The following is a 13294-nucleotide window of genomic DNA, read 5'->3' as shown; positions in this document are numbered from 1 at the left end:
CGCATTCAGCCCGACGGCGGCGTGAACTGGCTGGCGGTGAATTCCGCTCCCTGCGGGTCGCGGATCAACGCGGCGCGTGTCCACTCGGTGTCGTCCTCGCTGAGGATCCGGGCACCGAGCCGCTTTGCGTCAGCGACCGTCCGGCCCCGGTCGGCCACGGCGAAGGCGACGTGCCAGTGTGGCGGTTCACCCGGGGCGGCAAGTGCGAACCAGGCGACAGCGTCCTCGAATCCGGGCGGCGTGTTTACGTCAGCCTGCCGCTGCCTGATGTCCGGATCGGTTGTGGCCTCGAGGTGGTCGCCATAGCCCGGCCTGCGGACCATCGTCCCGAAGCCCAGGTCGTCGAACTCCCAGCCGAACGCTTCCCGGTAGAACGCCATGGCCGCACCAACGTCGGACGTGTGGAGGTCGCTGAAGTTCCACGATCCGGGTTCGTTGACCGCCTGCGCACCCAGCCGCCGTCTGGCCTGCCAGATCCGGAATTCAATTCCCTGGCGATCGGTGAGCACGGCACCGCGGCCGCCCTCTCCGGCATCGGCGGGCGCTGACACCACGGTGGCACCGGCGGCCGCCAGCCGCCGGGCTGCGGAATCCGCGTCGTCCACGGCAATGTACGTGCTCCAGGCCGCGGCACCGCCCTCCGTGCCGGTCAGGCCGCAGACGTCCCTGCCGTCCAGCTTGGCGATGAGATAGGTACCCGGCGCGCCTGGCGGCATGGCCTCCTCGAACGTCCAGCCAAACAGCCCGCCGTAGAAGTCAGCGGCTGCCCGGACATCAGGCTGCCGGGTGTCGATCCAGGAGGGCACGCCCTCCGGATAGCTTCGCTGGGTCATGGCTCGCTCCCGTGCATGGGGCAAGCCTACCGAGCCATGACCGGGCCCGGTACCCCAAAATAACTGGAAGAAAATACTTGACTCTTCAACTTTACGGGATTAGAAGAACACCATGCCTGACATCACCATCATCGGTAACGGCAACATGGCCCGTGGCATCGCCACCCGCGCCGTCGCTGCAGGCAAGCAGGTCGAGATCCTCGGCCAGGATGCGGCCAAGGCCCAGGCGCTCGCCACGGAACTCGGCGCCGGCGTCACGTTCGGCACCACCGCCAGCGCCCCGCAGGGCAGCATCGTGATCCTCGCCGTCCCGTTCGAAGCCGCCAAACCAGTGGTCACCGCGTACGGCGACCAGCTCGCGGGCAAGACCATCGTGGACATCACCAACCCGGTCGACTTCGAGACTTTCGATTCCCTGGTCGTGGCCCCGGGCTCCTCGGCCGCTGAAGAAATCGCAGCCCTGTCTCCGGCCGGCGCCAACGTGGTCAAGGCCTTCAACACCACCTTCGCGGGCACGCTTGTGGCGGGCGAATCAGGCGGCCAGCCCCTGGACGTCTTCATCACCGGTGACGACGCCGCCGCAACCGAGGCGGTAAGCACCTTTGTCAGCGCGGCCGGCATGCGCCCACTGGCAGTCGGGCCGCTCAAGCGTTCCCGCGAACTCGAGGGCTTCCAGTTCGTCCTCATGACCATGCAGGCCAACCCGGCGTTCGAGGATTTCAACTGGGACACCGGACTCCTGGTCACCAAGTAGCACCGGCCACCAAGTAGCACCCGTCGCCGGCTGACCCAGGTCGCCACAAAGGCAGGGGTGCGCGCCGCGGGAAATCCCGCCGCGCGCACCCCTGCCTTCTGGGTGAAACCGTCGAGCCGCGCTCAGGTGCGGGCGTGCTCGGCGAGGATTGCATCGACCTGGCCCAGAGCCTCCTTCATGCCTTCCTCCATGCCCATCTTGACCATCTCTTCCATCCGCTCTTCGGAATCGAAAGTGGACATGATGGTCATGCGGGTGCGGCCACCGATGTCCTCAAGGTCAACAGCGGCATGGGCACTGCCCATGGCATCCACGGGCACTCCGGATTCGTCAGCGAAGCCGTCATCAAATTCGAGCCTGCGCGGCGCCTCAATGGTTCTGAATTTCCACCAGCCCCGCGGCTTCTCGCCTTCCGGGGTGGTCATGTAGTAGTCGGCCTTTCCTCCGGGCTGGAAGTCGAACCGGTCAAACGTGGCCGGATAGTTGGGCGGGCCCCACCAGCGCTCAAGCTGCCGGGGGTCTTCCCAAATCTGCCAGACGCGTTCGACGGCGGCGTCGAACTCGGCGACGAGGGTGAGGCTGAGTGCCTCGAGATTCTTGGTGGAACTGATAACAGGCATTGCCGTACCTTCCTTATCCTTCAGCCAGAATGTCCGCGATCCGATCGGCCCGCTGCAGCCAGATCGCCTCATACTCATCGAGCAGCCGGCGGGCCTTCGCCAAACCGTCGTGGTTGCCCCGCACGATCTGCTCCCTTCCGCGCTTCTCCTTGGTGACCAGGGAAGCGCGCTCCAACACCGCCACATGCTTCTGGACGGCGGCGAAACTCATGGCGTAGAGCGCAGCAAGGCCGGAGACGGAATACTCCGCCAGGGTCACCCGCCGGACGATGTCCCGGCGGGTAGCGTCCGCGAGGGCCTGGAACAGGCGGTCAACGTCCGCATCACTGAGCTGATATACAACCATTTGGTTGTACGATACGCCTGCCATGCACGCGCGTCAAGGTTTTCAGAGAGACGCCGGGGCGCCCCGGGTAAGCTGGAGGAACCACCCAGCACCGCCAGCCCGAGTCCGTCCACGGAGGCCAGCATGAGCCAGCGCTCCAAAACAGAATCCGACGTCAGGCCGAGCCCCGCCACCATGCCGGCCGGCACATCGCTGCGGCTGATTCCGGCAACGCTCGTATCGGCGTCAGGCTTTACCCTCTTTGCCCTGGAAAACCGGCTCGTCGGATTTATCCTCCTCGGCGCCGCCCTGCTACTGGCCGGATTCATCAGCCGCCGCCTGCTGCTCGACCTCGCCCTGATCGGCGTGGGCCTGACGGCCATGAGCGCCGTCCCCATCACCACGGACATCAGCACCGGGCACATGCTGGTCATGGGCACGGCCATGATCGTGGCTGTCGGCATTCCGTACCTGGTCTCCCGGTTCGCCACCAAGGACCATGCCATCGGCTTCCCCCTTCGGACCGACGAGCCCTGGACCCGCGCCGAGAAGTGGTACCTGCTGGCCGTCCCGGCACTGGGCTATGCGGTGCTCCCTGTCTACATGATCAGCACGGGCGTCTATCAGAACTGGCCGGCCGTCAGCGATCCGGAGGGCATCGGCAGGCTGTTCCTGGGCACCAACGCGCTGGGTATCTGGGACGAACTGTTCTTCATCTGCACCGCGTTCACACTCCTGCGCCGGCACCTCCCCGACTGGCAGGCCAACCTGCTCCAGGCGGTCCTCTTTACGTCATTCCTCTGGGAGCTCGGGTTCCACGCGTGGGCGCCGTTTTTCATCTTCCCGTTCGCACTGCTCCAGGCGAAGCTCTTTACGCTCACCCGCTCACTGACCTACATCGTGGCTATCCACCTGCTCTTCGACTTTGTGCTGTTCCTGGTCCTGCTGCACGCGCACAACCGCGCGTGGATCGACATTTTTGTTTACTGAGCACGCTCGCCGGCGCCCCTGAACCGGCGTAACAGGCGCACGACACGAACGTGCAATCCATCACACTTTCGCCGTTTTGGTTGCCACAGCACCGGCTCACCATGAACCATGAAGTAAGGGCCCCGTGCCCCGCACACCTAAACCAGCAATCCTCACCGACGAGGATGCGGCCTTATCAAGGATGACCGGGCCGTCAACTGCTAGAGCGAAAGTACTGACAATGACGTTTGATTCCAGCCACTCTGTGACCCTCAAAATCTGGGACCGCACCGCGGTCGATCACACCCTTGACGCTGCAGCGCAGGACCTTTCTGCCAAGGCAAACACCACGAAGTGCCGCATCGCGGTCCACGCCAGCGGCCCCAACACCTTCACGCTGACCGTCCGCAGCGACGACCGCCAGCTCGTCACCGTCTAACGGCTCCACACCAAAACCAAAGAAGCGGACGTCGCCGGGACCCCATCGGGTTCCAGCGGTCGTCCGCTTCTTTTGTGTGCCCCGGGGCACACCCTCCTGACGACCCCGTCACGTTCGGGGTCCACCCGCCGGGAACTGCGTACAGTAAGCATAAGTGCATGCATATGCATGAAGTGATTTCACAAAAGAGCTAAGGAGACGCCCCATGAAGGCATGGCAGTTCACCGGAACCAATAACCCGCTTGCACTCAACGAGGTGGCTGAACCCACGGCGGGTCCGGGCCAGGTGGTTGTCAGCGTCAAGGCCGCAGGCGTATGCCACTCTGACGTCACCGCCATTGACGACGCCGGGTGGATGCCGCTGTTCCCGGTTCTTCCCCGCACCATGGGCCACGAGAACGCCGGTGTCATCACCGGAGTGGGCGAAGGCATGGACCACTGGAAGGTCGGCGACCGGGTGGGCCTCTCCCCCGTGATGAGCGACGGCGACGCCATTGGCTACGGCAAGTGGGACGGCGGCTTCGGCCCCAAGCTGCTCGCCACGGACGACAACCTGGTGAAGCTGCCCGACGAGGTCTCGTTTGAGCTCGGGGCCATGGCAACTGACGCCGGGCTCACCGCATACCACGCCATCATGGCTGTTGGCGGAGCCAAGGCGGGCATGAAGGTGGGCGTGATCGGACTGGGCGGCCTCGGCTACATCGGGGCACGCGTCGCCGTCATCGCCGGCGCGGAGGTCTACGGCGCCGAGGTGAACCCCGAGACCCAGAAGCTCGCCGACGAGATCGGCCTGGCAGGAGTCGCCGACTCCATCGAGGCCTTCAAGGACAAGAACCTCGACCTGATCGTTGACTACGCCGGCTTCGGCAGCACCACGGCCGCCGCGCTCGAGACGCTCGCCGAGTTCGGCACGCTGGTGCAGGTGGGCATGGGCCGCCTCGAAGCCACCATTAACACCTACCCGCTGATCGTCAACCAGCTCTCCATCAAGGGTTCCAAGTCGGGCACCAAGGAAGACCTCGAGAACCTCTACGCCCTGATGAAGTCGGGCCAGCTGAACCCGCCGATGAACCTCATCACCCAGGCGGACATCCCGCAGGCCATCGACAAGCTGCGCACGGGCGGCGTTGTGGGCCGCTTCATCGCGGTATACCAGGACTAAGTTCCCCAGTACCTCAGGCAAAACTGAAGCGGACGACGCCGGGACCTCCCGGCGTCGTCCGCTTCCGTTAAAGCTGCCCCCTGCGGCAGCCGCGCCTACGCGGGCTTAGCGGGCAGGTTCACGCTCCAGCGGTGCCGACGGTCCGCTTTCGACCTCGGCAGCCGCGGTTTCTACTGCGGCGGTCTCCACCGCGGCGGCTGCAACGGAGTTGCGCACCAGCAGGGTGGCCAGGGCGGCGAGCACCAGCGGCACGGCCAGGGTCATGAAGTAACCCGAGGCGCCAAAGCCGGCCAGGATGAGCCCGCCAAGGGCTGAGCCCACAATGGAGCCGAGGCGGCCGATGCCGATGCCCCAGCCGGTTGCCGTGGCGCGCAACTGGGTTGGGTATGCATTCGCAATCAGGTAGTTCAGGGCCAACTGCTGCCCGCCGATGCCGAAGCCGGCCAGGCCGATCAGGATGAACACCAGGGCGAAGTTGGAACCGGCCAGGCCCAGGCCCAGCGCCACGAGGATCCCCGCGCCGAACATGGCCAGCAGCAGCTTCCGGGGGTTGACCCTGGGCAGGATGATGGACAGCGGAATGGCGAAGAGGATGAAGGCGCCGTTGACGGTCACGGTGCCCATGGCCGCCTGTGACGCTGCCAGACCCAGCGTCTTGAGGGCTGTAGGCATCCAGAGCAGCAGCAGGTACCAGGCGATCCAGTTCAGCAGGTACGTGGCGAAGACGGCGATGGTGACCATGCGGTACTTGGCGGAGAACAGGGCCGAGATGGAGCTCTTTTCCTCCTTCTTGTCTTCAGTGACAAGCTCGACGTCCGGATCCACCGGCTTTCCGGAGATGGCAGCCATGATTTTGCGCGCCTGGGCCTGGGCAGCGGGCGTCAGCTTGGTAGCCAGGAACACCGGGGACTCGGGGAGCATTTTGAGGCACACGAGGAGCAGCGCCAGCGGAAGCACGCCGCCCACCAGGAAGATGCCGCGCCAGCCCATCACGGGGAGCCAGGCCGCTGCCACCAGGCCGCCGAGCAGCGCGCCGCCCGGGAGGCCAAGCAGCACCAGGGTCATAAACGTTCCGCGGCGGGCCTTCGGGCTGAACTCCGCGGTCAGGGCCAGGAGTGCCGGCGTTGCGCCGCCCATGCCGAGGCCGATCAGGAACCGGAGGACGATGATCTGTTCGAGCGTCTGGGCGAAGGCGCCGGCCAGGGAAAAGACGCCAAAGAGGGCCAATGCGAGGATGATCGTCTTCTTGCGGCCGATCCGGTCACCGAAAGTGCCCAGCGTCATGGCCCCGGCGCACATGCCGATGGTGCTGGCGGTGATCACCCAGGTCATGTCCGTGGCCTGCAGGCCGAAATCCTCGGCGATGGCCGGGCCGATGAAGGCAATGGACTGGGTATCAAAACCGTCCAGCAGGGCAACAATGAAGCACAGGGCGATGACGGACCAGCGCTTCACCCCCATGGGCGTGTTGTCGATAACGTCCTGGACGTTATAGGCAGCTTTAGTCAACGGTGACTCTCTTTCACATATCTTTGGCCTTGGTAGCCGTGGGGGCGCGGGTAGCCCGGGAATTACGGTGGCTGACAACCGCACGATGTGCCGGGCATCACGTCAGCGACATCCGCAACCTTATGGCACCGATTCGGCAATGGGAAATACTAATTCAGGCGTGATTGATATGACAGAGGTCTAAATACTGTCCACCTGCTGTTATGGCTCGCATCCCTCCGGCCCGGCAGGAACAGACACCCCGGCCCTGGGTTCATATGCTGAAACCATGCAGCTCGAAGAGTTCAATGCGGCCGGCCGGCGGGAGGCTGTCGATTTCCTTCGCCCCTGCCTGGACATCCCCCGGTGGCTTGATGAGCTCGCCGACGGCAGGCCGTACTCCAGCCTTGCGGAACTCCTGGCTGCCGCGAACGACGCAGCTGACCCGTTTACCCGCACGGAAATCGAGGCGGCGCTGGCCCGCCATCCAAGGATCGGCGAGCGCGCACAGGGCGACAGCGCCGAGGCCAGGCTGTCCCGGTCAGAGCAGGCCGGGCTGGGGGCGGCCGATGCCGCCGTCGAGCAGGCTTTGGCGGAAGGCAACCAGGCCTACGAGGAGAAATTCGGGCGGGTCTTCCTGATCCGGGCGGCCAGCCGCAGCCGGGCGGAGATCCTCGCCGCGCTCACCACGCGGCTCGCCAACACCCCGGAACAGGAAGAACCGATCATTGGCCGGCAGTTGCGGGAAATCGCGCTGCTCCGACTCGAAGGGCTGATGGGCACATGAGCACCTCCCACGTCACCACCCATGAAAGTACTTTGCCGCCAACGGCACCGAAGCCTTCTTCCCGGAGGTGGCCCTCACGTTCAGCCTGGCAGAGAGCGAAGCGCACTACCACGTGCCGCTGCTCCTCAGCCCGTTCGCTTACTCCACCTACCGGGGCAGCTGAGCCGGTCCCGCTCAGCCCCGCCCGATGTCAGCCCCGCCCGATGAACGGCATTCCCGCTGCCGTAATCACCACGGACCCGACACTTGCCGACGCCGGCATGCCCGCCATCATCAGCACCGCCCGGGCTGCGTCCGCCACAGGGAACATCGGCTCGACCTTCCGCGAGCCGTCAGCCTGGAGCGCGCCGGAACCAACGCCAATAGTGTCCATGATGTCGGTGGCGGTATTGCCGATGTCTATCTGCCCGCACGTGATGCCAAAGGCCCGCCCGTCCAGCTCGATGCTTTTGGTCAGGCCACTCATGGCGTGCTTGGTGACGGCGTAGGCCACCGTCCGGGGCCGCGGCGAGTGGGCAGAAATTGACCCGTTGTTGATGATCCTGCCGCCTTGCGGGACCTGGGCCTTCATGGCCCTGACCGCCGCGCCGGCGCACAGCAGGGAGCCGGTCAGGTTCACGGCCAGGACCTCCTCCCACTGGGAAAGGCTGATCTCGTCCACCGACGCCGCCGGGCCGAACATACCCGCATTGTTGAACAGGACGTCCACCCGCCCCCACCGCCGGACGACGCTGCCGAACAGGTGCTCGACGTCGTCGGGCCGGGTGACGTCGCACGGCACCACCAGCGCTTCCGGATGGCCGTCCGCCGTGTCCAGCAACGGGGCCTCCCGGCGCCCGGCGAGCGCCACCCGGTAGCCGTCGGCCAGCATCTGCCGGGCCACTTCCCGGCCAATTCCGGAACCGGCCCCGGTCACCACCGCAATGCGTGCCGGCAGCTGTGGAGTGGTCATGGAAAGCTCCTCATCTGATCGCGTCACACTTCTACCAGCGGGGGTGGATGGCGTCGCGGAAGTAGTGGTCGTAGATCCAGCGGACGCCGTCGTCGAACTCTTCGGTGACCTGCACGGAAGCCGCAGCCGCGTTCGTGGTCGCCTGTTCCACGCTGCGCGCGCCGGGGATCACGGTGCTGACGCCGTCCTGCGCTGCGATCCACGCGATGGCCGCCTGCGCGGTGGCGGCTCCGGGCGGGACCAGCTGTTCAAACTCCGCCACGGCTTTGAGTCCCAGTTCAAAGTCCACGCCGGAGAAGGTCTCCCCGACGTCGAAGGAGCCGCCATTGCGGTTGAAGTTCCGGTGGTCGTCCCCGGCGAAGGCGGTTTCCTTGGTGTACTTTCCGGAGAGCAGCCCGGATGCGAGCGGTACACGGGCGATGATGCCCACGTTTGCTGCCTTTGCTGCGGGAAGGACCTCATCCAGGGGTTTGAGGCGGAAGGCGTTGAGGATGATCTGTACGGAGGCGGTTCCCCCGTGGCGGATTGCTTCCAGGGCCTCGTCGGCGCGCTCCACGCTGACGCCGTAATGGCGGATGGCACCCTCGGACACCAGCGTGTCCAGGGCGTCATAGACCTCGGCGTTGCTGTACACCGGAGTCGGCGGGCAGTGCAGCTGGACCAGGTCCAGGGTGTCCGTGCCCAGGTTCTTCCGGGACCGGTCCACCCACTGGCGGAAGTTGGCCAGCGTATAGTTCTCAGGCCGCTGGTCAACGCGCCGGCCCATTTTGGTGGCCACGGTGATGTCCAGCCCGGGGTTCCCGGCGAGGAACGTTCCGATGGCCTGCTCGCTCCTGCCGTCACCGTAGACGTCGGCGGTGTCAAAAAAGTTGACCCCTGCCTCCGCCGATGCCGCCAGGATTGCCTGGGCCTGGGCCGGGTCCACGTTCCCCCAGTCCGCGCCCAGCTGCCAGGTGCCCAGTCCCACGACGGAAACGCTACGTCCGGTCTTGCCTAAAATCCGCTGTTCCATTCCACGACTATATGGGTCAGAACACGCCGGTTCCCAAGCTCTGGCTTTCCGGCCCACGCGCAGTAAGGATGAAGCATGGACGGAATTAAGGTAGTCGTGAACGGGCAGCCCCGCGATTGCAGCGGCACCAGCCCGCACACCCGGCTCCTCGACTGGTTGCGCGGGGAGGGCCTGACCGGCGCCAAGGAAGGCTGCGCCGAGGGCGAATGCGGGGCCTGCGCGGTCCTGGTGGCCCGGCCGGACGGGCCGGACCGCAGCCGCTGGACCCCGGTGAATGCGTGTCTGCCTCCGGCCCTGGCTTTTGACGGCCAGGAAATCATCACAGCCGAAGGCCTCGGTACGGTATCCGTGCCCGGCGCCGCCCGGGAAGACCTCCATCCGGTCCAGCAGGAAATGGTGGACCGGGGCGGATCCCAATGCGGATACTGCACCCCAGGCTTCATCTGCTCCATGGCGGCCGAGTACTACCGCCCGGACCGCAGCCCCGCCCAGGCACAAAAGGAAACCGGGACCGGCGCCGTGGGTGAAGAGCATGCCACCGATCACGAATGCGGCCCCAACGGGTTTGACCTTCACGCCCTGAGCGGGAACCTGTGCCGCTGCACGGGCTATCGGCCCATTCGGGATGCGGCCTATGCTCTCGGTGCACCACCGGCCGCCGATCCGCTGCTGGCCCGCCAGAACCGGCCGGCCCCGGCCGCGAAGCACACGCGGACAGAAGGCGGCGCGCAGTTTCTTCGCCCTGGAACGCTGGCCGAAGTCCTCCAGGTCCTGCAGGGACACCCGGACGCAAAACTCATGGCAGGAGCAACCGACCTCGGCGTCGAAGTGAACCTCCGGCACGCCCGTCCCCCGCTGGTCCTCGCCATCGACCGCCTCGAGGAGCTGCGGTCAGTCAAGCTCGACGGCGACACGATCGAGATCGGGGCAGCCCTCACCCTGTCGGAAGCCGAACACAGCCTCGACGGCCGGGTGCCGCTCCTTAGCCAGCTGTTTCCGCAGTTCGCGTCCCGCCTGATCCGCAACGCCGCAACCTTCGGCGGGAACCTCGCCACCGGGTCACCGATCGGCGATTCCGCCCCGGTGTTCCTGGCCCTCGACGCGCGGGTAGTCCTGGCCTCCGCAGCCGGTGAGCGGGAGGTTCCGCTCTCGGAGTACTACACCGGGTACCGGCAGAGCGTGCGGAAGCCCGGCGAAGTGCTCCGGGCCGTGCGGATTCCGACGCCGCTGGCCGGCAGCACCGCGTTCTATAAAATCGCCAAGCGGCGCTTCGACGACATCTCCAGCGTGTCGGTGGCCATCGCAGTCACCATCACCGACGGCGTCATAGCCTCGGCCCGGATCGGCCTCGGCGGTGTGGCAGCCACGCCGATCCGCGCCTCCGCAACAGAGGACGCCCTGGCGGGCCGCCCGTGGACCGCTGACACTGTGGCTGCGGCGGCCGCCGTGATGGCGGGCGAGGGCACGCCGATCGACGACATGCGTGCGAGCGCGCTGTACCGTTCGGCCATGCTCCGGCAGGCCCTGCTGAAGTTCCATGCCGAAAACGCTCCCGTGCTGGAGGTGGCCTCATGAAATCCCTGGCAGACCGTCCGGTCAATCCTGTGGTCGGTGTTCCCGTTTCGCACGAGAGCGCCGACGCGCACGTGACCGGGACCGCCCTCTACACCGATGACCTCGTGGTCCGGTCCCGCAGCGTGCTGCACGCGTGGCCGGTCCAGGCACCGCACGCCCATGCGCGGATCCTTTCGATGCAAACCGGGCCCGCGCTGGAGGTTACGGGCGTCGTGAAGGTGCTGACGGCGTCGGACGTTCCGGGGATCAACGATTCCGGCACCAAACATGACGAACCGCTCTTCCCCACCGAGGTCATGTTCCACGGCCAGGCGGTGTGCTGGGTCCTCGGCGAATCGCTGGAGGCGGCACGGCTGGGCGCTGAGGCTGTGGCGGTGGAGTATGAGCTGCTGCCGTCGCTCCTCACGCTGACAGAAGCCATTGCCGCCGGCAGCTTTCAGGGCAACCAGCCCAGGCTGGCCCGGGGTGAGCCGGACAAGGCTCTGGCGGGCGCGGCACACCGGTTCAGCGGCGAGTTCGAGTTCGGCGGCCAGGAACACTTTTACCTTGAGACCCAGGCGTCATTGGCCTCCATCGACGACGGCGGGCAGGTCTTTGTGCAGTGCAGCACCCAGCACCCGACCGAGACGCAGGAAATCGTGGCCCATGTGCTCGGGCTCTCCAGCCACCAGGTGACGGTGCAGTGCCTGAGGATGGGCGGCGGGTTCGGCGGCAAGGAAATGCAGCCGCACGGGTTCGCTGCAGTGGCAGCACTGGGTGCAAGCCTGACCGGGCGGCCGGTCCGGCTCCGACTCAACCGCACCCAGGACATCACCCTGACCGGCAAGCGGCATCCGTTCCACGCACGCTGGGAGGCAGGATTCGACCACGACGGCCGCATCCAGGCACTCAAGGCCACCCTCACCAGTGACGGCGGCTGGAGCCTTGACCTCTCCGAACCCGTCCTGGCGAGGGCGGTGTGCCACATCGACAACGCGTACTTCATCCCCAACATCGAGGTGCACGGCCGGATCGCGAAGACCAACAAAACCTCGCAGACGGCGTTCCGCGGCTTCGGCGGTCCGCAGGGGATGCTGGTGATGGAGGACCTCCTGGGCCGGTGCGCGCCGCTGCTGGGCCTCGAGCCGGGCGAGCTCCGCCGCCGGAACTTCTACGAGCCAGGTCAGAGCACACCGTACGGGCAGCCCGTGCGCCACGCGGAAAGGCTGACCGCGATCTGGGAATTGCTGCTCGACCGAGCGGACGTGGCGCGGCGGCGCGAGGACATCGCGGGATTCAACGCAGCGCATCCGAACACTAAGCGGGCGCTCGCGATAACGCCGGTGAAGTTTGGCATCTCCTTCAACCTCACCGCGTTCAACCAGGCGGGCGCGCTGGTCCATGTCTACAAGGACGGGTCCGTGCTCATCAACCACGGCGGCACCGAGATGGGCCAGGGCCTGCACACCAAGATGCGCCAGGTGGCCGCCACGGCCCTGGGGGTGCCGCTGGCGTTCATCAGGCTGGCTCCCACCCGGACCGACAAGGTGCCCAACACCTCAGCCACCGCGGCAAGCTCTGGTGCCGATCTCAACGGCGGGGCCGTAAAAAACGCCTGCGAGCAGATCAGCTCCAGGCTGGCCGAGGTAGCTGCACGGAAGCTCAACATCCACCCGGATGATGTGAGGTTCCACGACGGCAGGGTGACGGGGATCGGGTTCCACGACCGCGATCTCACTTTCGCCGAGGTGGTCCACGATGCGTACTTCCAGCGGGTCCCGCTGTGGGCCGCCGGGTACTACCGGACGGAGGGTCTGCACTGGGACAGTGCCCGGATGCAGGGCGAGCCGTTCAAGTACTTCAGTTACGGCGCGGCGGTCACCGAGGTGGAGGTGGACCGGTTCACGGGCACGTACCGTCAGGTGCGGGCAGACATAGTGCACGACGTCGGCGACAGCCTTTCGCCGTTGATCGACGTTGGGCAGATCGAAGGAGGCTTCGTGCAGGGCGCGGGGTGGCTGACCCTTGAGGACCTGCGGTGGGACGTGTCCGACGGCGACGGGCGGGGGCGCCTGACCACGCAGTCGGCCAGTACGTACAAACTGCCGAGTTTCTCGGAGATGCCTGAGCAATTCAACGTCCACCTGTTCGAACGGGCCACCGAAAGCGGCGTGGTCTACGGCTCGAAGGCAGTGGGTGAGCCGCCGCTGATGCTGGCCATCAGCGTCCGCGAGGCCCTGCGGGCGGCGGTGGCGGCCTTCGGTCCCGCCGGAATCTCCGTGGAACTGGCCAGCCCGGCAACTCCGGAGGCCGTGTTCTGGGCAATTGAAAGGCTCACGCCGCAGTCCGCGTACAACCAGCACGACTCCCGCCCGTCAGCCACGGCGTCAGTGCCCTGA

13 protein-coding genes and 1 pseudogene are annotated in these 13294 nt (G+C 66.3%); 8 read left to right on the top strand and 6 right to left on the bottom strand.

The features are described from left to right. Nucleotides 1-5: 5 nt before the first annotated feature. On the bottom strand, nt 6-833 hold the full coding sequence (locus GUV69_RS18090; protein WP_164204951.1) for a VOC family protein: 828 nt from the start codon (nt 831-833) through the stop codon (nt 6-8). A 112-nt stretch (nt 834-945) separates the two neighbouring features. Between GUV69_RS18090 and GUV69_RS18085 the strand changes: the two genes are divergently transcribed. Next, nucleotides 946-1587 (top strand): NADPH-dependent F420 reductase, encoded by a 642-nt coding sequence (locus GUV69_RS18085; RefSeq protein WP_164204949.1) that lies wholly within the window; start codon nt 946-948, stop codon nt 1585-1587. A 122-nt stretch (nt 1588-1709) separates the two neighbouring features. On the opposite strand, the gene GUV69_RS18080 is transcribed toward GUV69_RS18085, so the two are convergent. Both GUV69_RS18080 and GUV69_RS18075 read right to left on the bottom strand, forming a co-directional pair. Next, nucleotides 1710-2207 carry an SRPBCC family protein gene (locus GUV69_RS18080; RefSeq protein ID WP_164204947.1) on the bottom strand — a complete coding sequence of 166 codons (498 nt, stop codon included), beginning with the start codon at nt 2205-2207 and terminating at the stop codon, nt 1710-1712. Nucleotides 2208-2220: 13 nt separating this feature from the next. After that, on the bottom strand, nt 2221-2553 hold the full coding sequence (locus tag GUV69_RS18075) for an ArsR/SmtB family transcription factor (RefSeq protein WP_164206742.1): 333 nt from the start codon (nt 2551-2553) through the stop codon (nt 2221-2223). Between the two features lie 174 nt (nt 2554-2727). On the opposite strand from GUV69_RS18075, the gene GUV69_RS18070 reads away from it, so the two are divergent. The 3 genes from GUV69_RS18070 (at nt 2728) to GUV69_RS18060 (ending at nt 5102) form a co-directional block, all read left to right on the top strand. Then, complete coding sequence (locus GUV69_RS18070) at nt 2728-3522, top strand: CPBP family glutamic-type intramembrane protease (protein WP_164206740.1); 795 nt, start codon at nt 2728-2730, stop codon at nt 3520-3522. A gap of 220 nt (nt 3523-3742) precedes the next feature. Beyond that, nucleotides 3743-3940 carry a hypothetical protein gene (locus GUV69_RS18065; RefSeq protein ID WP_164204945.1) on the top strand — a complete coding sequence of 66 codons (198 nt, stop codon included), beginning with the start codon at nt 3743-3745 and terminating at the stop codon, nt 3938-3940. Between the two features lie 205 nt (nt 3941-4145). Then, nucleotides 4146-5102, top strand: a complete 957-nt coding sequence (locus GUV69_RS18060) for a zinc-binding dehydrogenase (RefSeq protein ID WP_164204943.1) — start codon at nt 4146-4148, stop codon at nt 5100-5102. 105 nt (nt 5103-5207) lie between these two features. On the opposite strand, the gene GUV69_RS18055 is transcribed toward GUV69_RS18060, so the two are convergent. Then, on the bottom strand, nt 5208-6611 hold the full coding sequence (locus tag GUV69_RS18055; RefSeq protein ID WP_208786673.1) for an MFS transporter: 1404 nt from the start codon (nt 6609-6611) through the stop codon (nt 5208-5210). 268 nt (nt 6612-6879) lie between these two features. On the opposite strand from GUV69_RS18055, the gene uraD reads away from it, so the two are divergent. Together uraD and GUV69_RS18045 are read left to right on the top strand one after the other, a co-directional pair. Further along, entirely contained in the window at nt 6880-7377 is a 498-nt protein-coding gene (gene uraD / locus GUV69_RS18050; protein WP_164204941.1) for a 2-oxo-4-hydroxy-4-carboxy-5-ureidoimidazoline decarboxylase, read from the top strand. Between the two features lie 28 nt (nt 7378-7405). Further along, a pseudogene (locus GUV69_RS18045) lies at nt 7406-7540 on the top strand (hydroxyisourate hydrolase); the annotation flags it as partial. A gap of 27 nt (nt 7541-7567) precedes the next feature. Here GUV69_RS18045 and GUV69_RS18040 read toward each other — a convergent pair. Beyond that, on the bottom strand, nt 7568-8329 hold the full coding sequence (locus GUV69_RS18040) for an SDR family oxidoreductase (protein ID WP_164204939.1): 762 nt from the start codon (nt 8327-8329) through the stop codon (nt 7568-7570). Nucleotides 8330-8360: 31 nt separating this feature from the next. Then, nucleotides 8361-9341, bottom strand: a complete 981-nt coding sequence (locus GUV69_RS18035) for an aldo/keto reductase (protein ID WP_164204938.1) — start codon at nt 9339-9341, stop codon at nt 8361-8363. A 75-nt stretch (nt 9342-9416) separates the two neighbouring features. On the opposite strand from GUV69_RS18035, the gene GUV69_RS18030 reads away from it, so the two are divergent. Both GUV69_RS18030 and xdhB read left to right on the top strand, forming a co-directional pair. Further along, nucleotides 9417-10916 (top strand): xanthine dehydrogenase small subunit, encoded by a 1500-nt coding sequence (locus GUV69_RS18030; protein ID WP_164204936.1) that lies wholly within the window; start codon nt 9417-9419, stop codon nt 10914-10916. Beyond that, on the top strand, nt 10913-13294 hold the full coding sequence (xdhB, locus tag GUV69_RS18025; protein ID WP_164204933.1) for a xanthine dehydrogenase molybdopterin binding subunit: 2382 nt from the start codon (nt 10913-10915) through the stop codon (nt 13292-13294). Before GUV69_RS18030 ends, xdhB begins: the two co-directional genes overlap by 4 nt.

This window comes from [Micrococcus luteus] ATCC 49442 (assembly GCF_010367585.1).
GTDB classification, from domain to species: Bacteria; Actinomycetota; Actinomycetes; order Actinomycetales; family Micrococcaceae; genus Arthrobacter; species Arthrobacter luteus_A.
The sequence above is the reverse complement of the archived record's forward strand: the minus strand, read 5'-3'. Positions and strand labels throughout refer to the sequence as shown.